Here is a 20,660-nt window from a genome sequence, read left to right on the forward strand (position 1 = left end):
GGATTATATTATTATGATATTATGAATAAAGACGTCAGACGAGAAGGGACTAACAAGAAGGGATTAATATGGAGAATGTAGGCAGTTTATATAACGGCAGGCCTTTGGCTGATCAGGTGGCGGATCTGATCTTAAATTATATTATTGATAATGACCTGGATGCGGGTGCGAAGCTGCCCAATGAATTTGAGCTGGCCCAGCAGATCGGGGTTGGGCGGAGTACGGTCAGGGAGGCGATTAAGATCCTGGTATCCAGAAATATTGTAGAAATCAGGAGAGGGGCCGGAACCTTTGTTTCAGAAGGCCAGGGAGTCATCGACGATCCGCTGGGACTGACGTTTGTGAAGGATAAGAACGGGCTGGCCATGGATCTTCTAAGCGTCAGATTGATGCTGGAGCCGGAGATCGCCATGATGGCGGCGGAACATGCCACTGAGGAACAGATTAAACAGCTGTACAGCCAGTGTGAAAAGGTGGAGGATATGATCCATGAGGGAAAAAACCATCTTCAGGAGGATATTCTGTTTCATAAGATGATCGCATCATGCAGCGGCAACGTGGTGGTGGAAAAGCTGGTTCCGGTTATCAATTCCTCCATTGCCGTATTTGTGGATGTGACCAACGGACAGCTTAAAGAGGAAACAATCCAGACGCACCGGGAGATTGTGGATGCCATAGCCGGAAAGGACGCGGCAGGGGCCAGATGCGCGATGCAGATGCACCTTTTATATAACCGCCGTGCCATAAAGGGAAAATAGAATAAGAATTACGAAAGAGAGATGCTGACTGACAGAGGGTGAGACGCCGGATGTGAGGAAAAGCACCTCTTTTTTATATCATAGGAATCGTGAGTCAAAAGGTCTTGCCCCTATGATATAAAAAGCCCTCCCCGGCAGGAACTAAAGTATATAATACATATGATGTTTGATACACGCTGGTTTAAAATTATCCCTAAAATGTAAAGGGAATATTTGGCGTTATCGCAGAAAATAGAATATAATATTGACAAATACCGGGATGTATGATAATTTTGAACTATAAATACATCATACGTCTTATGATTAGAAAGCAGAATGGAACGGATAAGAAACCAGGTGATTGAAATCATTCGCCTGAGGAGCCGCGCCGTAAGGACGGCAGAATGGAGGATACGATGAAATTAAAGAGTCAGGAAATTCGGGCCATTGCGCCTGAGATGGACCCGCTTCGCATGGGGATGGGCTGGAAAGTGGAGGATTTGGACAAACCTCAGATTCTTGTGGAAAGCACGTTTGGCGACAGCCACCCGGGGAGCGCCCATCTTCTCGGATTTGTAGATGAAGCGGTTAAGGGAATCAATGAGCATGGCGGCAAAGGAGCCAGATATTTTGCAACCGATATCTGCGACGGCATGTCCCAGGGACATGACGGAATCAATTATTCATTGGCATCCAGAGATACCATCTGCAATATGATTGAGATTCATGCTAATGCAACTACATTTGACGCAGGCGTATTCGTTGCCAGCTGTGATAAGGCGGTTCCTGCGCATCTGATGGCCATTGGAAGGCTGAACATTCCTTCTATTGTGGTCACCGGAGGAGTTATGGAAGCCGGACCGGATCTCCTTACTTTGGAACAGATTGGCATGTACAGCGCTATGTGCCAAAGAGGGGAAATCTCAGAAGAAAAACTTACTTATTATAAACATAACGCATGCCCTTCCTGCGGAGCGTGTTCTTTCATGGGAACCGCATCCACCATGCAGGTTATGGCGGAAGCTTTGGGACTTATGCTTCCCGGCAGCGCTTTGATGCCAGCCACCTGCGCTGATCTGAAACAGGTTGCTTATGAAGCTGGTAAACAGGCGGTGGAGCTGGCTAAGAAGGGAATGAAAGCCGGAGATATCGTGACAATGAAGTCATTTGAAAATGCGATTATGGTTCATGCGGCGATTTCAGGTTCTTCCAACTCACTGCTCCATATTCCTGCAATAGCCCATGAGTTCGGATTTGAACTGGATGCGGATACATTTGACCGGATGCACAGAGGCGCTCATTATCTTCTGGACATCAGACCGGCAGGAAAATGGCCGGCAGAGTATTTCTACTATGCAGGCGGCGTTCCAAGAATTATGGAAGAGATCAAGAGCATGCTTCACCTGGACGTTATGACTGTAACAGGAAAGACTTTGGGCGAGAATCTGGAAGATTTAAAGAAAAACGGTTTCTATGAGAAATGTGACGCTTACCTGGAAAAAGTGGGAAGAAAGCGCACCGATATCATCCGCACCTTTGACGATCCCATCGGAACAGACGGAACCATCGCCATACTGAGAGGAAACCTGGCGCCGGAAGGCGCTGAGGTGAAACATACGGCTGCGCCTAAGGAGATGCACGAAGCTATTTTAAAGGCAAGACCGTTTGACTGTGAAGAAGATGCCATTGAAGCGGTTATCACGAAGAAGATTAAGCCTGGCGATGCGGTTATCATCCGGTACGAGGGACCAAAGGGAAGCGGTATGCCTGAGATGTTCTATACTACGGAAGCCATCGCATCTGATGAAGAACTTGGAAAGACCATCGCGCTGATCACAGACGGAAGATTTTCCGGAGCTTCCAAGGGACCTGCAATCGGCCATGTATCTCCGGAAGCAGCAGACGGAGGCCCAATCGCTTTGGTTGAGGAAAATGACTTGATCGAAATCAATATTCCAAAGCGGATTCTGAGAATCATAGGCATAAACGGAGAGGAAAAGACCCAGGAAGAGATTGACGCAGTTCTGGCGGAGAGAAAGAAAGCATGGACTCCTAAGCCAAAGAAATATACATCCGGAGTTTTAAAGATTTTCTCCGAACATGCGGTTTCTCCGATGAAGGGCGGATATATGGTTTAACAAGCGTTATTGGACTGATCAGACGAAGCTGCCTCCCCAAAGGCAGTCTGAATAAAAGGCCGGGAACCATCACAGAGGGAATCAGTAACCGGATTCCGCTATGACGGTTCCCGGCTTTTCTTTTTTCTGTCTGGCATATGTCTTCCCCAAAAACCGCAGTTTTGCACAGGAAAAATAAGGAAAGACTGTCAAAATATTATCATTCCTCTGTTGCAAGAATGCATAAAATCATGTACAATATAGTATTGTTAGAATTAGTATGCTTATAATTTAAATAAACAAGCGGGAAGCGTCATCATATCCTGCGCAAAACGATGAAGGAGAAAGAAAATGAGTAAAAAGCCTGTAGTTTTAATGATACTCGACGGATACGGATTAAATAATAACTGTGAAGCCAATGCAGTCTGCGAAGGCAAAACACCGGTTATGGACCAGCTGATGAGCCAGTGCCCATTTGTAAAGGGCAATGCCAGCGGTATGGCGGTAGGTCTTCCTGACGGACAGATGGGCAACTCAGAAGTTGGACATCTGAACATGGGCGCAGGCCGTATTGTATATCAGGAACTGACCAGAATCACAAAATCAATTATGGACGGAGACTTCTTCGAAGTTCCGGCTTTCCTGCAGGCAGTTGAAAACTGCAAAAAGAATGACAGCGCACTTCATTTATTCGGATTAGTATCCGATGGCGGCGTTCACAGCCACAATACCCATATCTACGGCCTGTTGGAACTGGCTAAGAGAAATGGCCTCGAAAAAGTATTTGTTCACTGCTTCCTGGACGGACGTGACACGCCTCCGGCTTCAGGCAAGGACTTCGTGGCTGCATTGGAAGATAAGATGAAAGAGATCGGCGTGGGTAAAGTTGCATCCGTTATGGGCCGTTATTATGCCATGGACCGTGACAACCGCTGGGACCGTGTGGAATTGGCGTACAATGTTCTTACCAAGGGACAGGGCAACTCCTCAGACAGCGCAACAGGCGGAATCCAGGCTTCTTATGACGATGGAAAGAACGACGAATTTGTTATGCCGTTTGCAGTAACAGAAGATGGAAAACCGGTTGGAACCATTCAGGATCATGATTCTGTAATCTTCTTTAACTTCCGCCCTGACCGTGCAAGAGAGATTACAAGAGCGTTCTGCGATGATGAATTTGCCGGATTCGCAAGAGAAAAACGTCTGGAACTGACTTATGTATGCTTTACCGATTATGATGAAACCATCCAGAACAAACTGGTTGCCTTCCACAAAGAGAGCATTACCAACACATTTGGCGAATTCCTGGCAGAACATGGTAAAACACAGGCCAGAATCGCAGAGACTGAGAAATATGCTCACGTTACCTTCTTCTTCAACGGCGGCGTGGAAGAACCGAACAAGGGCGAAGATAGAATCCTTGTTAAATCCCCTAAGGTTGCAACTTATGACTTACAGCCTGAGATGAGCGCTCCTGAAGTGTGCGACAAGCTGGTAGAGGCGATCAAGTCTGATAAATATGATGTGATCATCATTAACTTTGCAAACCCGGATATGGTAGGCCATACAGGCGTGGAAGCGGCAGCGATCAAAGCCATTGAAACCGTGGATAACTGCGTGGGAAGAGCTGTGGAAGCCATTAAAGAAGTAAACGGCGTTATGTTTATCTGTGCCGACCACGGCAATGCGGAACAGCTGGTGGATTATGTGACAGGCGAGCCATTTACCGCCCATACGACAAATCCAGTGCCGTTTATCCTGGTGAATGCAGATCCGTCTTACAAACTGAGAGAGGGCGGCTGCCTGGCGGATATTGCTCCTACTTTGATTGAACTGATGGGAATGGAACAGCCGAAGGAAATGACTGGAAAATCTTTGATTGTGAAATAATGTGATATTCAGATATGAAAACCCGGATAGGCATTGTGCCTTGTCCGGGTTTTTATTAAGTGATCAATTCGATGGTATAGCCGTCTTCCCCTGCCGGACCATCCGGCAGAGGACACATGGGCTGATTTTGATTAATGAGATTCCTTTTTTACAAGAAACAGCCTGTTCAGATCCTTCTGCCACGGGTAAACAAATTCCATATACCGCTCGATGCTGCCATACGTTTCAAATATTTGCTTCCAGTAATCCGTTGTTTCCTGATGCAGACGCAGGATTCCGTCTTCTTCATATAAATGAGGCGTCTTCTTTTTATAATCCAGATCCAGTATCTCTTTTGGAGTATAATAGGGGTTCAGCTTAATGAACCAGTATCCTCTCGGAGCAAGTACGCGGTCCAGTCTTTTCAGAACGATTTTATCCACCTGCTCCGGCATCACGTCCAAAACATTGGACAATATGATCCCGTCAAATTCCCCGTCTTCAAAATCATCCAGCATTTCACTGTTTCCGGTAAAGAAATGCAGTCTGTTGTAATGGCTCAGCTTTGCCGTTTCCTTAGCAAATGTGATGCCATTTTCAGCTTCATCGATCCCTACTCCTCTTTTCTCCGGAAAATTCTGCATATACTGAAAAATGATATCCCCTGTGCCGCACCCAAAATCCAGTACACGGCTGGTCTTTTCTCCAAATTCCCTTAAAACTCCGTCAAAGCCCGGTTCCACCGTTAAATTGATATCTCTTAAATCCACTGGCTGACATTGGGAATATACCTCATTCCACAGCCTTTTTTCTCTGTCGTATGCTTTCATGTTTTGTCACTCTTTCTGATCTATGCAACGTGTCCGCCATAATAGGTTCCGCCGGATTTTTTACAGAGCTGTTCAAATTCCATCAGCTTCTGCCTGGCCTCCGGCGTCAGATCCTTTGGTACTTGAATCTCTACCTTCACATATTGGTCGCCGTGGACAGAAGGATTTCCCATTGCCACGATGCCTTTTCCTTTTAAGCGGATCTGGCTGCCGGACTGTGTGCCCGCCTTAATCTTACAGAGAACATCCCCATAAATCGTAGAAATCTTCACTTCTCCGCCAAGCACCGCTGTGGTAAACGGGATTGAGACGGTCGTATAGAGATCCCGATTTTCTCTTCTAAAGCCCGGTTTGTCATGTACCGTTACTTTCAAGAGTAAATCTCCTGCCATTTTGCCGTTCCTGTTCGGCATCCCTTTTCCTTTCAGGCGGATTACTTTTCCGTCTGAGATACCGGCCGGAATGTTGACTTCTAAGGTCTGTACCTGGCCATTTTCATTTTGAAGGCTAATGATCTTTTTGCCGCCAAATGCAGCTTCGTCAAAGCTGACATCAATATTGCTTTCAATGTCGGAACCTTTTTCGGAATAATCATGTCGGAACCTGCCTCCAAATCCGTCCCTTTGAAATGCGCCGGAATTTCCGAACAAATTTTTCAGAATATCATCCATTCCTTCTCCGCCTTCAAAATGGAATTCATGAAAAGAACCATTGGGGCTGCCGTAGGTGCGGTAAGAACCATTGCCAAAGCCCCCGCCTTGTGTTCCGTTAAATCCTCCTGCATTCTCATCGAATGCAGCGTCTCCATATTGGTCGTATAACTTCCGTTTTTTCTCATCGCTTAGAATGTCGTAGGCTTCATTTACTTCCTTGAATTTTTCGGCAGCATATGCATTACCCTCGTTGCCGTCGGGATGATATTTTTTCGCCAGCTTCCGATAGGCTTTCTTAATTGCCGAAGCATCTGCCGCCCTGCTGACACCCAATGTCTCATAATAATCTTTTTTCATGCAATTCACTCCCTTCATTGAGAGAACCTAAGAGCGGAGGAACAATCCATGCTCCTCCGCTTACCCCTGACTGTTTACATCACCATTTAATAATAAGATTTCTCTCTATCTGTTCTATTTATGTTATAACACATACAACAAGCCGTGTCAAGAGAAAACGGATGGGAGTTTACAGTCTTTTAACAATACTTTTACTATGGTACGATTTAACGGAACAGCCCTATTCATTATAATGGCTTCATAACTATTAAGGAGGTTATGAGATGAAAAGGCATTTAATAAAGAATTATTCGGGAAAAATTATAGGTACGATGCTGGCGGCAGCTGTATTCTGCACATCGGCTTCCATGTACACGCTTGCAGATGATGGATTTCAGGCGGAAACCCTTACTTTGAATCCGGCTGATTCCACATATGGAATCCAGGTAAACTGGTACCGGGACAGCAGTATTACATCCGGAGCTAAGGTGAGATTCAGAGCGGAGGGAAAACAGGACATCATAACGGATGCAGCCGTGTCAGCTGCAACCTCAGGCAAAGCCAGCTGTAAGGCCAGTGTAAACGGACTGGAACCGGGAACTTCATATATTTATAATGTCTCCAACGACGGAGGTGCTACATGGAGTAAAGATTATACCTACCATGCGCCTGCATATGGAGATTTTACCTTTGCTTTCGTAGGAGATCCGCAGCTGAATCAGGGAGAACAGGATAAAAACAGCGCTTTATTCAGCGCGGACAAGACAACAAAAACAGGATGGGCGGATACGATAGATAAAATAAAAGCTGAAAAAGTTGATTTTATCGCGTCGGCCGGAGATCAGGTGGATACCACTGAAAATGGAGTGGAAGGGGAGTACAATGATTTCTTTGCCCCTGCTTTCATGCAGTCCATTCCATTTGCCCCGGCAGTTGGTAATCACGACAGAAACCCGCTGTTTGGCTATCATTTTAACCTTCCGAATACGGTTGCCGTTGATCCGGCCATCGCTATGGCGACAGGAAGCCCCATTGACCGGGCTTTAGCAGAAACAAGCGGAAATTATTTCTATATGTATAATAATGCCTTATTCGTGGTTTTAAATGATTCGGCTTATCCAACCAGCACAACCCAGGCCGTTCCGTTTATTCAGGTATTCCAGAGAACTCTTGACGCAGCAACTGCCGCCCATCCGGATTATAAATGGCTGTTTGTACAGCATCATAAATCCACGGCCAGCGTGGCCCAGCATGTTGCGGACAAAGATATCCAATATTATGTGGAAGCCGGGTTTGAAAAACTGATGGACCAGTATCAGGTGGATTTTGTATTGGCAGGGCATGACCATGTTTACGTGAGAAGCTACGCGATGAAAAACGGCCGGAGAACGTCAGAAGAAAAAGATAATCTATCCAATCCTGACGGCACCGTTTATCTGACCTGCAATACGGGTTCGGGATTAAAATATTATAATATTTTTGACACGGAAAAGATCTATGAAAAAGAGAACACGGCATATCCTTATCTGGCAAACGGCCTGACAGGATCGGCCGAATATCTGAAAGGGGTATATCCGTTATCCACAAATGTTGCGGTACAGAATAAAATACCTGGATATACAATCATTAAAGTCGGGGAAAATCAGGTGAAATTCTCCACTTATGCCACATATGGAGAAACAGATAATTGCCTTGACACTTTTACGGTAAGTAAAAATTAGAAAAAAGAGATCGTTTTGCCCCACCGGCAGCTTTGAAATGCCGGTGGGGCAGCTTTTTATGGAGCGGATAGAAGCGGCTGAACACTTTGATATGGCTGAGCGTCTAATAACCCAGCCTGAATCTGTCGGACGCACCGTGATCCATTAAATACCGTCTTATTTCCTTCACTTTCGCCTTGTTCCGTATAAATGGCGTGCCGTCTAATCGGGAAGAAGATTTTGACACCGGCACAAACATAATGCTGATAGGGGTGACGTTATTCATTCCGGCATGTAAATTCACATCGCTTCCGTGTTCGACACAGTAAGTAACCCATTCCATTAACTCGTGGAATGTGGCGTTATGGAGAACGGTAACACCATTGCACCCTCTGTAATGCATTAATTTAGAAATGGCATCGGACAGCTCCCGGTTATTGGAATCCTGCTGCTCAAATGCGCGCAGCTTTGCCATGTCCGCAAACAGGGCGGCATTATCATCTTTTTGTAAATCAATCATGGCTTTTGCTATGTAGATGAGGTAATTGTTACAGCCGCTCATTATGGCGGCTAATGACAGATCCTCCGCTTTTTTATAATCTTTGATCTCAATCGCATAAAATACAGAACTGATCATGCTTTCAAAATCAGTTTTTGCTTTTACATCAATATCTCCAATGTTGATATTCGTTTTCATCCCCTCAGTATGAATGATATTTTTAGAACCGCAGTATTGGCAAAATATAAATTCCCTGTTCATTTCAACATCCAATGGAGCGCCGCAATTATTACAATAAATTGTCGTAGACGTACTCATGCATTTATCTCCTCTAATACAGTAAAATTTACCTTAATTATATCACACTAAAAATTGTATGAACACTGTGTAAGAATATTAAAATGCATAAGTAATTCTACTAAAGACGGGGAGAAAGAAGCTGTAAGCAATCTTGGGGTGAGCAATCTTAACGAAATCTTAATATAAGAATCTGCCTCCCATCATATATAATAAAATAGTTCACATAACATAAAAAGGAGGGTTCATGATATTTTACCAAACTAAACTTCAGGAAAAATTACAGGAAGCTTTAAAGGCGGTCCTCCCGATTATTGGGATTGTGCTGCTGCTCTGTTTTACCATTGCTCCTGTGTCGCCCAGCATTTTAATGTCCTTTATTCTGGGGGCGGTGCTGCTGGTTGTGGGGATGATGTTTTTCTCCCTTGGAGCGGAACTGGCTATGACTCCCATGGGAGAACGGGTGGGCACCAGCATTACCAAATCCAAAAAACTGGCGATGATGATAGGGCTTGGGTTTGTGCTGGGATTTATGATTACAATTTCAGAGCCGGATCTTCAGGTTTTGGCACAGCAGGTGCCGGCAATTCCCAATTTGACTCTTATCGTGGCAGTTGCGGTGGGGGTTGGTATCTTCTTGGCCGTTGCGCTTTTGCGTATGCTTTTCAGTGTTGCGCTGCCTCCTCTTTTAGTGGGGCTTTACTGTATCGTATTTGTGTTGGCAATGTTTGTGCCTAAAGATTTTCTGGCCGTGGCATTTGATTCCGGAGGCGTGACTACCGGTCCGATGACCGTGCCGTTTATCATGGCTCTCGGTATTGGTATTTCTGCAATTCGAAGCGATAAACATGCGGCGGACGACAGTTTCGGACTTGTGTCCCTTTGTTCGGTGGGGCCTATTTTGGCAGTTCTCGTGTTGGGGATGATCTTTCATCCGGCAGGAAGCGCCTATGAGCCGGATGTGATTCCGGAGATTCAAAATTCCGTTGTGCTGAGGAAGCTGTTTTCCGATGCATTGCCTGTATATATGGTTGAAATGGCGGCTTCGCTGTTTCCGATTATTTTCTTTTTTGGAATATTTCAAATCGTCTCTTTAAAACTCAGCAGAAAAAATTTGATTAAAATTTCCATAGGGCTTGTTTATACATATATAGGACTGGTATTATTTTTGACAGGGGTAAATGTGGGATTTATGCCTGCGGGAAATTATTTGGGACAGGTGATTGCCGGACTGCCTTACCGTTTTATTATCGTGCCCATCGGCATGGTGATCGGATACTTCATTGTAATGGCCGAACCGGCTGTCTATGTGCTCACCAAGCAGGTGGAGGAACTGACCGACGGGGCGATTCCGGGCAAGGCTATGGAAATCAGCCTTTCGATCGGAGTGTCCTGTTCCATAGCATTGTCCATGATCCGGGTGCTGACCGGAATTTCAATTCTGTGGTTTCTCATACCGGGGTATGCGGTGGCGCTGATTTTATCATTCTTTGTGCCGAAAATATTTACGGCCATCGCATTTGACTCGGGCGGTGTTGCGTCCGGACCGATGACGGCTACATTTTTACTTCCGTTCGCCATGGGGGCCTGCGTCACCGTGGGCGGAAATATTGTGACGGACGCATTTGGCGTGGTGGCGATGGTAGCGATGACTCCGTTAATCACCATACAGGTTCTTGGCGTAATCTATCAGGCCAAGGCAAAAGGTTCTAAGGCACAGATTCCGGCTGCCAAACCGCTGGCTTCCCTGGATCTGCTGGATGATTACGATATTATTGAATTGTAGAAAGGAAATGAGACATGAGTGAAGTGTATATGATGGTTACTGTGACAAATCGAAGCCGTGTGGAAAAGTTCCTTTCTTTTTATAAAGAAAAGCAGCTGAGCGTCATGATGGTCACATTGGGAGCCGGAACTGCCTCCGGGGATGTGCTGGATTATCTCGGTCTGGAAGTGTCCGAAAAGGCCGTGATCTTTTCCGTGGTGACGGATGGCATTTGGAAAACGGTAAAAAAGGGGCTGGAAAACCAGCTGAGAATCGACATTCCGGGAAGCGGAATCGCATTTACCGTTCCTTTAAGCAGCATCGGGGGAAAACGGGAATTAATGTTTTTAACAGAAAACCAGGGATATGAGAAAGGGGAGGAAACCTCATTGAAGGAGACAACTCACGAACTGTTAGTAGTAATTGCAAATAACGGATATATAGAAACGGTTATGGATGCGGCAAGGACAGCCGGAGCCGCAGGAGGAACTGTGATTCACGCCAAAGGAACCGGCATGGAGCGGGCGGAACAATTTTTGGGAGTTTCCCTGGCATCGGAGAAGGAAATGATCTTCATCGTCACCAAAAAAGAACAGAAAAATCCGATCATGAAAGCCATCATGGCCCAGGCGGGAATGGAATCTAAGGCGAAAGCAATTGTGTTCTCCCTTCCGGTTACCAGCACCGCGGGGTTAAGGCTTTTGGAGGAGGATTAAATTCGATTGGCGAGGGGGACGCCAGGAATAAGGGGAAAACGGGGCGGACGGGTGAAGAGCGGATGGGGATGGAATTCGGGTTCCAACCGAAGTGGTACTAGGCTTGCAAGAGCCAAAAGAGGCAGTCCGGTGCCATTCGAGGTGAAATTTTTATAATTTCACCTCTCAGGGGCACCTCGAAAGCTGATCCGGAAATCAGCTTTCGCCTGCCTCTTTTGACTCTTGCAAACCAAGTACCACTAATCGGTTTCCACACGAATTCCATCCCCATCCGATCTTCGCCCGTCCGCCCCGTTTTCCCCTTATTCCTGGCTGTGTACTGGCTTGGCTGGGAATTTAAAAGAAATTTACCCGATAAAGAGCAGGAGCTATAAATGGGGGAGTACTATATGGTATGAATGGTAGGAAGATGTATTTTAGCTTTATTTTTTTTCTGTAATCTTATTCTCATCTCTCCACTGTCTAGGAGAAATTCCATATGTTTTTTTAAAGGCGCGTGAAAAATGCAGCTGGCTTGGGTAGCCTACCGCGTTGCCGATATCGCCGATGGAAAGGCCTGTGAGTTTTAGCAGCTCGGCGGCTTTGGTCATGCGGTAGCTGATTAAGAATTCCTGAGGGCTTTTGCCTACTGCGTCCCGGAAGATTTTGCCGAAATAGCTGCGGTTTAAATTGCAGAACACTGCGATGTCTTCGATGGTGATGTCATTTTGAAAATGCTGTTCAATATAGGACATGGCTTCTCTGATGTAGAAATCGCGGATCTTTCCGCCCTGCAGCATTTTGCGGGAGGAAGAGGAGCGGGTTAAATAATCTAAAAACAGGTACAGATGTCCGATCAGATGAAACGGGGACTGGCCGGAATGCTGGGCGATGTAGAGCATCTCGTTTTTTAGATCCAGGCTCAGATCCTTTGCATTGGACCGGTAGACGGGATTTTCCATGGTGAGACCGGCCAGCTCCAGGGCTTCTTTTACCCTGAGACCGTCAAATTCTACCCAGGCATATTCCCAGGGATGGGTTTCATCCGCAAAATAGGTATTGATCTGTTTTGGAAAGATCATAAAGCCCTGTCCGCTTTTGATCTGAAAGGTTCTGGTATTGCCGGCGGAATCGTTGGAGAGAAGCGTTCCCGTGCCGGAAATAACATAGTGGAACAAATAGTGGTTTCTGGCATAGGGGCCGTAGGAATGGAGGGGATCACACTGCTCCCAGCCATATTGGTAGAGCCCCAAATCTACGAAATTTTCATTGGGAAAAATAGAAAATAGCAGGTTATCACTCATGCAAAATACCTCCTTTAAATGGTTGCTATTCACAGCCCCGGTGGTCTCTGCCGTCCGTTCCGGTCTTGGCAGTATGCAGGAACTTTCCTGTTCCGGTTTCGGGCATAAGCATTTCTAAACGTGCAGGATTTTTCTAAAAACCAAGGGAAATGCCCAAACTCGCTAACTCTCAAACAGGTGGGCATTTCCCTTGAACAAAAAATCCAGCGCGTTAAGAATTGCTAATGCCCTGCAAAGTCACAGGAAAGTTCCTGCATACTGCCAAGACCGGAACGGACGGCAGAGACCACCGGGGCTGTGAATAGTAACCCTTTAAAAGCATTATATACCCAAATGCTAGGCGACTTCAACAGAAAAGAAGAAAAATAGCATTTGGGTATATATCTGCCAATATCCATGCATTTACTATGCGAAAAAGTAATGTTATGATAAGTTCAACAACAAGAAAAGCTTAGGAAACAGCAGAAAAAGAGAGGAACGGGAGGAAGAGAATGCTGAAACTTATCAAAAAGAGTGTAGCGGTTGGTCTGGGAATTATGATGCTGGCAGCGGTGCTGACAGGCTGCGGATCGGCAGATCAGGGGGACGGAAGAACAAAACTTACATTTCAAATCTGGGATACGGCACAGAGAGAGGGAATGCAGGCCGTTATTGATGCTTATACAAAAGAAAATCCCAATGTGAACATTCAGCTTCAGGTAACCAGCTGGGATGAGTACTGGACGAAATTGGAAGCGGCGGCTGAATCCAATCAGCTTCCCGACATTTTCTGGATGCATACCAATGAGATTTTAAAATATGCGGACTATGGAATGCTGGCGGATTTGACCGATCTTTATGCAGATGAAAATCCCAATTATTATACGGATCATTTTTCAGAAATCGCGCTGAATAACTCAAAAGGAAGCGACGGAAGGATTTATGGGGTTCCAAAGGATAAGGATACGGTTTGTCTGGTGTATAACAAAGAGATGTTTGACGCGGCCGGAGTGGCTTATCCGGACGACAGCTGGACTTGGGACGATCTGGTTTCGGCTTCGGAAACCATTTACGAAAAGACCGGGAAATATGGATATATGGCATATTCGGATGAACAGCTGGGATATTGGAATTTCGTATATCAGGCAGGAGGCCAGATTTTGACAGAGGATAAGACAAAGGCTGACTTTTTAAATCCGGCTACGAAAAAAGGAATGGAATTTTACATAGGTTTACAGGATTATGACTGGTGTCCTAATCAGAATTATTTTGCGGAAACCAATCCGGGGACCGCATTTTTCTCAGAACAGGGGGCCATGTACCTGGAAGGCAACTGGAACCTGATGTCTTCCCTGGAAAATAACAAGGATATGATAGGTAAATGGGATGTAGCCGTTCTTCCCAAATGTCCGGACCCGTTAAAAGGCGACGGAAGAGCAACCATTTCCAATGACCTCTGCTATTCCACAGGAGCTCATGGAAAGAAACTGGAAGAAGCCAAGAAGTTCCTCAAATTCCTGGGATCGGAAGAAGGACAGCGGGTTCAGGGCGAATCGGGAGCGGCAATTCCGGCTTACGAAGGTCTGGAATACACCTGGATCAATGTATTTGACGGCAAATTAAGCGTGCAGAACTGTGTGGATATGTTTGAATATGGAGTTCAGAGTGTGAATAACGCATCAAGACCAAACTGGAAATCAAAGGTGAATGACCAGATCCTGAAAATTTATTCAAAAGAAGTGACGCTGGACGAGGGATTGAAAGCGATGCAGAAGGCTGTGGACGAGGCCAGCGCACCGTAAAAGAATCATTGGGCGTTGTAAAAATATCGGAACCGGTTGTAACGGGTTAAAAGGCCGCTTACCGGCGGCAGCATGAGAGGAAGATGGAAAATGGGAAAAAAGAGACGTTTTACGGAAGATATGAAATGGGGTTATTTGCTGATCGCTCCCACAATTATCGGTTTAATCATACTGAATGTATACCCTTTTATTAAGACTTTGATACTCAGCTTTTCGACAACTCATCCATTTGGCATCTATGAGCTGAGCGGGGTGGGAAATTATGTGAAGATGTTCCAGAGCCAGGAGTTTTGGAAGGCAACCTGGAATTCCATATATTTTTGTATCCTGACCGTACCGCTTGGGATATTCGTAGCTCTGATAACGGCGGTTCTGTTAAATGCGAAGATCAAGGGAAAGACCATGTTCCGGGCCATTTATTTCCTGCCCATGGTTGTGGCTCCCGCAGCGATTGCAATGGTTTGGAAATGGATTTTCAACTCTGAATACGGTATTATCAACCAGATAATCGGAGCTCACGTAAACTGGACCACCAATCCCCACATCGTTCTGATCTCCTGTGCGGTTGTTGCGATCTGGAGTGCGGTTGGATACGATGCGGTTCTTCTTCTTTCGGGAATCCAGAACATATCAAAAAGCTATTACGAAGCGGCCGGTTTGGACGGAGCTTCCAAGGTACAGCAGTTTATGCACATCACCCTCCCGATGATATCCCCTACCCTGTTCGTGGTTCTCATCATGAGACTGATGGCATCCTTAAAAGTTTATGACCTGATTTACATGATGGTGGATCAGACCAATCCGGCGCTGACAAGCGCCCAGTCACTGATGTATCTGTTCTACCGCGAGTCATTTGTGGCAGGCAACCGCGGATACGCTTCCGCAATCGTAGTATGGACCGTATTGTTAATTGGCGTCGTAACAGCCCTGCAGTTCTGGGGACAGAAAAAATGGGTTAATTACGAAGTATAGGAGGGAGAAGATCTGATGGGTTCTTTAAATACAAATAAAAAGATTACGACCACACTGGTCTATGCAGTATTGGCAGCAGGCGCAGTCCTGATGATATTTCCTTTCTTATGGATGTTCCTTACCAGCTTTAAAACAACCGGGGAGAGCATGAGAATTCCCCCGACGATTCTTCCTGAAAAATGGCTGTCGGAGAATTACATAAGAGCGCTTACCAGCCTTCCGTTTGTAAAATTATACATCAATACGGCGCTGCTGATCGTGTTCCGCGTCTTGTGCGCGCTGGCATTTTCCTCAGCCGCAGGCTATGCGTTTGCGAAACTGAATTTCCCGGGCAAAAATGCGCTGTTCACCCTCGTAATCATACAGATGATGCTTCCATCCCAGATTTTTATCATCCCCCAGTATCAGATGCTGGCAAAGCTGGGACTTACAAACTCCATTTTCGCTTTGGTATTCCCTGGATTAGTCAGTGCATTCGGCACATTTTTCCTCCGCCAGTCCTATATGGGAATTCCCGATGAACTGGGAGAGGCGGCCTATCTGGACGGGTGCAACCGCTGGCAGACATTTACAAAGGTAATGATGCCGCTTACCAAATCATCCATGGCGGCGCTTACCATATTTACAGCAGTTTTCGCTTATGCAGACCTGATGTGGCCGCTGATTGCCAACACAGATCTTGGTAAAATGACATTATCCGCAGGTTTGTCCACATTAAGAGGACAGTTTACAACGAATTATCCGGTGCTGATGGCAGGTTCCTTATTAGCCATGATACCGATGGTGATTCTGTATCTTGTATTCCAGAAACAGTTTATCGAAGGTATTGCCATGACAGGCGGAAAATAAAGATTGGAGAACAGAATATGGCTATCATTTTTGACACAGAGAAAAAGATATTTACACTGCACACAAATCACACGACTTATCAGCTCCAGGTAGACCGGTATGGATTCCTCCTTCATCTCTATTACGGAAGCAGGGCAAACGGTTCTATGGAATATCTTTTAACCCATTATGACAGGGGATTTTCGGGCAATCCTTATGAGGCCGGCGGCGACCGTACCTATTCCATGGATGCCCTCCCCCAGGAATACCCCTGTCAGGGCAACGGGGATTTCCGCAGCCCCTGTCTGGTCATAAAAAATCAGGATGGCGCCTACAGCTGTGATCTGAGGTATCAGGGATACGAGATCAAGAACGGCAAATATGGAATTTCAGGGCTTCCGGCCGTTTATGCGGGCGAAGAGGAAGCTCAGACGCTGGAAATCTGTTTAGAGGACCGGCTCACCAAGGTGAAGGTTGTGCTGCTGTACGGCGTGCTTCCCGGGTATGATGTGATTACAAGAAGTGTAAAAGTCATAAACGGCGGCGCCGGTTTTATCACATTAGAAAAGATACAGTCCGCCTGTTTGGATTTTGTGGGCGGAGATTATGATCTGATCCAGTTTTACGGCAGACACGCCATGGAACGCAATATGCAGAGAACCCCCATCGCCCATGGCTCCCAGGTGATCGGAAGCAGGAGAGGCACTTCCAGCCATCAGTATAATCCGTTTATGGTGATTGCGGGAAGGAATACGGACGAAGACCATGGAAGCTGTTACGGTCTGTCCTTTGTATACAGCGGAAACTTCAAGGGAGAAGCGGAAAAAGACCAGTTTGACCAGACACGGGTGAGCATTGGTCTTCAGGACGAATTATTCTCATACGGCCTTTCCCCGCAGGAAACGTTTGAGGCTCCGGAAGTTGTGATGTCTTATTCAAAACACGGATTGTCCGCTCTCTCCCACAATTACCACAAAGTATACCGCAGGCATTTATGCAGAGGAAAATATAAAACTGTTCCAAGACCGGTGCTGATCAATAACTGGGAAGCCACTTATTTTGATTTTACCGGCGATAAGATTTACGATATTGCAAAGCAGGCTTCAGAGCTGGGCGTGGAGATGCTGGTGCTGGATGACGGATGGTTCGGCAAACGGGATTCCGATTTCAGCGGCCTGGGAGACTGGGCGGTGAACGAGGCCAAATTAGGCGGAACTCTGGACAGTCTGGTAAAACGGATTAACGGCCTGGGAATGAAATTTGGAATCTGGGTGGAACCGGAAATGGTTTCCGAAGACAGCGATCTGTATCGCGCTCACCCGGAATGGGCCTTTACGGTGCCGGGCAGGAAACCGGTGAGAGGAAGATCCCAGCTGGTTCTGGATTTTTCCAGACCCGAAGTGGTTGACGCAGTATTTGAACAGATAACCAAAGTTCTGGACAGCGCCAACATCGAATATGTGAAATGGGATATGAACCGGAGCATTACGGACGTCTATTCTTCAATGGCCCGTGACAACCGGCAGGGTGAGGTGCTGCACCGCTACATCCTTGGCTTATACGACTTTTTAGAGCGTCTATGCAGGAAATATCCCGACCTTTTGATTGAAGGATGCAGCGGCGGCGGCGGCCGGTTTGACGCGGGAATGCTTTACTACACGCCTCAAATCTGGTGCAGCGATAATACGGATGCCATAGACAGGATCAGAATCCAATATGGAACATCCTTTGGCTATCCTGTTTCAGCTGTCGGTTCCCATGTATCGGCAGTTCCAAACCACCAGACGGGCCGGATTACCCCGATGAAAACAAGAGGAGTTGTGGCCATGGCCGGCAGTTTCGGCTATGAGCTGGATTTGAATAAGATTACGGAAGAGGATAAGGCCTGCGTTAAGGAACAGATTGAAGAATACCATAAGTATTGGAGCCTGATTCATGATGGAGATTATTACCGTCTGACCAATCCATTAGAGAATCCGGAGACCGCAGCATGGGAATTTGTCAGCGAAGACGGGAAAGAGGCGCTCTTAAATGTTGTAACGCTGAACAGTCATGGCAATAATCCGGTTTCCTATATCAAGTTAAAAGGTTTGGATGAAGACGGTTTATACGGCGATGAAGCCGGAACTATTTACAGCGGATCTGCTCTGATGGAAGCCGGAATTCCCGTCCCGGTCATGGAAGGAGAGTATCAGTCCTGGCAGCTGTATTTGAAAAAGTGCGTAACGATTCAGCAGAATGAATAGCAGGGTGATAATATGAGGATAAGCAAAGATCAGCAGACGTTCAACGAACGCTTAAACAAGCATATGGATGAATTGAAATGGCTCTATATGGAGCTTTATGACAATCAATATCTGTTTGATGAACTGTGTGCAAACCTTGAAACCATCTATAAACAGAGAAAACCGTCCCTAAAAAAGCTGGATCAGCAAAGGGAAGAAAATCCCGGATGGTTTAAAAAGAGCGAAATGCTGGGCATGATGATGTACGTGGATAATTTCGCCGGAGATTTAAACGGAGTGAAGAAAAAACTGGATTACATTGAGTCATGCAATGTCAATTACCTTCATCTGATGCCTCTTCTGGAAACTCCGGAAGGGCGTTCAGACGGCGGCTATGCTGTTTCCGATTTCCGCAAGGTACAGGAAAAACTGGGAACCGTGGAGGACTTGGGAAAGCTGTCCGCAGAATGCCATAGAAGAGGCATAAATCTATGTCTGGATTTCGTGATGAACCACACATCAGAGGACCACGAATGGGCCAGGAGGGCCAGAAATGGGGAAGGGGAGTATATGAGCAGATACTTCTTCTTCGATAACTATGAGATTCCCGCCGCCTATGAGAGGACGGTTCCCCAGGTATTTCCAACCACCGCTCCGGGCAATTTTACATACCTTCCGGAGATCAATCATTATGTCATGACCACATTTTATCCCTACCAATGGGATTTGAATTACAGAAACCCTGTGGTATTCAATGAAATGATGTACAACTTTCTGTTTTTCGCCAATCTGGGCATCGACGTGATCAGAATTGATGCGGTGCCCTATATCTGGAAGCAAATGGGCACCAGCTGCCGTAATCTTCCTCAGGTTCATACCATTGTGCGGATGATGCGCATGATCGGAGAAATCGTCTGCCCTGGAATTCTTCTCTTAGGAGAGGTTGTAATGGAACCGGAAAAGGTGGCTCCTTATTTCGGAACGGTGGAAAAACCGGAATGTCACATGCTCTATAATGTAACAACCATGGCAACCACCTGGCATACGGTTGCAACCCGGGACGCCAGACTGTTAAAGAAACAGCTGGACGACGTGAGCCGTCTGCCTAAGGAATATACCTTTTTGAACTATCTGAGATGCCATGACGATATCGGCTGGGGCTTGGATTACAGCACACTGAAACAGTATGGCATGGAGGAAATCCCGCATAAGCAGTACTTAAATGATTTCTTTACAGGAGTAATCCCGGAAAGCTTCAGCCGCGGGGAACTCTATAACAATGACCCGGTGACAAAGGACGCCAGGTTCTGCGGAACTACCGCTTCCATGTGCGGAATCGAAAAGGCCGGGTTTTGCGGGGATGAAGCCGGAATGGATCTGGCGGTTAAACTGGATTTAATGCTTCATGCATATATGTTCGTCCAGTCGGGAATCCCTGTTTTGTACAGCGGGGATGAAATCGGGCAGGTGAACGACTATTCTTATAAGGAAGACGCAAAGCGGGCATTCGATTCCAGATATCTCCACAGAGGCAGATTCAGGTGGGATCTGATGGAGAACAGGGATGTGGAAGGCACTGTGCAAAACCGCCTGTTTTCTGCCCTTGACCGGATGGAAAAGATTAGAAAGAGTTCTGATGTGTTTCACTCTGAGGTGCCGTTTATGACTGTAGAGACAGGGGATATTTCCGTGCTGTGCATTGTGCGGAAGGGAAGAGAGGAAACCATAGCGGGGGTCTTTAATTTCAGTGAATATGAGAAAGTTGTGGATATACGAAGTGCTGGGCTTGGGGACGTTTGTATAGATGCTTTGAGCGGGGAAGAGAAGAAATGTGGGGAATTGTGTATTCCTCCGTATGGATTTTACTGGTTGGTATAAGGATTTACATAAAGGGTGAAGGCATTTTCGGAAAAGCCTTGAGGTTTTAAAGTAAAGGGTGAAGGCTTTTCCGAAAATGCCTTCACCCTTTATGTAAAAATATCATTTTACAACCATAATCAAATAGAAACAGTTGATAAATAACCTTTTTGCTGTTATAATTACAAAACGGAT

Annotated in this window: 15 protein-coding genes; 11 read left to right on the top strand and 4 right to left on the bottom strand. The window is 46.1% G+C overall.

Going from position 1 to position 20,660, the window contains the following annotated elements:
• Positions 1–68: 68 nt before the first annotated feature.
• The 3 genes from C0033_RS04355 (at position 69) to gpmI (ending at position 4,744) form a co-directional block, all read left to right on the top strand.
• The gene (locus tag C0033_RS04355; RefSeq protein WP_103226648.1) at positions 69–758 is read left to right on the top strand and encodes a FadR/GntR family transcriptional regulator; all 690 of its coding nucleotides are present in this window, start codon (positions 69–71) and stop codon (positions 756–758) included.
• Positions 759–1,153: 395 nt separating this feature from the next.
• On the top strand, positions 1,154–2,875 hold the full coding sequence (gene ilvD, locus C0033_RS04360; protein ID WP_103226649.1) for a dihydroxy-acid dehydratase: 1,722 nt from the start codon (positions 1,154–1,156) through the stop codon (positions 2,873–2,875).
• A gap of 330 nt (positions 2,876–3,205) precedes the next feature.
• Entirely contained in the window at positions 3,206–4,744 is a 1,539-nt protein-coding gene (gene gpmI, locus C0033_RS04365; protein ID WP_103226650.1) for a 2,3-bisphosphoglycerate-independent phosphoglycerate mutase, read from the top strand.
• A gap of 131 nt (positions 4,745–4,875) precedes the next feature.
• On the opposite strand, the gene C0033_RS04370 is transcribed toward gpmI, so the two are convergent.
• Together C0033_RS04370 and C0033_RS04375 are read right to left on the bottom strand one after the other, a co-directional pair.
• On the bottom strand, positions 4,876–5,553 hold the full coding sequence (locus C0033_RS04370) for a class I SAM-dependent methyltransferase (protein WP_103226651.1): 678 nt from the start codon (positions 5,551–5,553) through the stop codon (positions 4,876–4,878).
• Between the two features lie 20 nt (positions 5,554–5,573).
• Positions 5,574–6,581, bottom strand: a complete 1,008-nt coding sequence (locus C0033_RS04375; protein ID WP_242984413.1) for a J domain-containing protein — start codon at positions 6,579–6,581, stop codon at positions 5,574–5,576.
• A 245-nt stretch (positions 6,582–6,826) separates the two neighbouring features.
• Between C0033_RS04375 and C0033_RS04380 the strand changes: the two genes are divergently transcribed.
• Positions 6,827–8,263: a metallophosphoesterase family protein gene (locus C0033_RS04380; protein WP_103226653.1), complete on the top strand. Its 1,437-nt coding sequence runs from the start codon at positions 6,827–6,829 to the stop codon at positions 8,261–8,263.
• 103 nt (positions 8,264–8,366) lie between these two features.
• On the opposite strand, the gene C0033_RS04385 is transcribed toward C0033_RS04380, so the two are convergent.
• Positions 8,367–9,059 carry a zinc ribbon domain-containing protein gene (locus C0033_RS04385; protein WP_103226654.1) on the bottom strand — a complete coding sequence of 231 codons (693 nt, stop codon included), beginning with the start codon at positions 9,057–9,059 and terminating at the stop codon, positions 8,367–8,369.
• A 226-nt stretch (positions 9,060–9,285) separates the two neighbouring features.
• Here C0033_RS04385 and C0033_RS04390 point away from each other — a divergent pair, with 226 nt between their 5' ends.
• Complete coding sequence (locus C0033_RS04390) at positions 9,286–10,824, top strand: DUF1538 domain-containing protein (protein ID WP_103226655.1); 1,539 nt, start codon at positions 9,286–9,288, stop codon at positions 10,822–10,824.
• A 14-nt stretch (positions 10,825–10,838) separates the two neighbouring features.
• Positions 10,839–11,519, top strand: coding sequence for a P-II family nitrogen regulator (locus C0033_RS04395; RefSeq protein ID WP_103226656.1), 681 nt, complete (start codon positions 10,839–10,841; stop codon positions 11,517–11,519).
• 422 nt (positions 11,520–11,941) lie between these two features.
• Here C0033_RS04395 and C0033_RS04400 read toward each other — a convergent pair whose 3' ends face one another.
• The gene (locus tag C0033_RS04400) at positions 11,942–12,802 is read right to left on the bottom strand and encodes an AraC family transcriptional regulator (RefSeq protein WP_103226657.1); all 861 of its coding nucleotides are present in this window, start codon (positions 12,800–12,802) and stop codon (positions 11,942–11,944) included.
• A 491-nt stretch (positions 12,803–13,293) separates the two neighbouring features.
• Here C0033_RS04400 and C0033_RS04405 point away from each other — a divergent pair, with 491 nt between their 5' ends.
• The 5 genes from C0033_RS04405 to C0033_RS04425 all read left to right on the top strand — a co-directional run bounded on the left by C0033_RS04405 (position 13,294) and on the right by C0033_RS04425 (position 20,486).
• On the top strand, positions 13,294–14,583 hold the full coding sequence (locus tag C0033_RS04405; protein WP_103226658.1) for a sugar ABC transporter substrate-binding protein: 1,290 nt from the start codon (positions 13,294–13,296) through the stop codon (positions 14,581–14,583).
• A 90-nt stretch (positions 14,584–14,673) separates the two neighbouring features.
• Entirely contained in the window at positions 14,674–15,555 is an 882-nt protein-coding gene (locus tag C0033_RS04410; protein ID WP_103226659.1) for a sugar ABC transporter permease, read from the top strand.
• 15 nt (positions 15,556–15,570) lie between these two features.
• Positions 15,571–16,404, top strand: coding sequence for a carbohydrate ABC transporter permease (locus C0033_RS04415; RefSeq protein ID WP_103226660.1), 834 nt, complete (start codon positions 15,571–15,573; stop codon positions 16,402–16,404).
• Positions 16,405–16,421: 17 nt separating this feature from the next.
• The gene (locus C0033_RS04420) at positions 16,422–18,629 is read left to right on the top strand and encodes an alpha-galactosidase (RefSeq protein ID WP_103226661.1); all 2,208 of its coding nucleotides are present in this window, start codon (positions 16,422–16,424) and stop codon (positions 18,627–18,629) included.
• A gap of 12 nt (positions 18,630–18,641) precedes the next feature.
• Complete coding sequence (locus tag C0033_RS04425; protein WP_103226662.1) at positions 18,642–20,486, top strand: amylosucrase; 1,845 nt, start codon at positions 18,642–18,644, stop codon at positions 20,484–20,486.
• Positions 20,487–20,660: the final 174 nt, after the last annotated feature.

It is taken from the genome of Clostridium sp. chh4-2 (assembly GCF_002899675.1).
Lineage (GTDB): Bacteria > Bacillota > Clostridia > Lachnospirales > Lachnospiraceae > CHH4-2.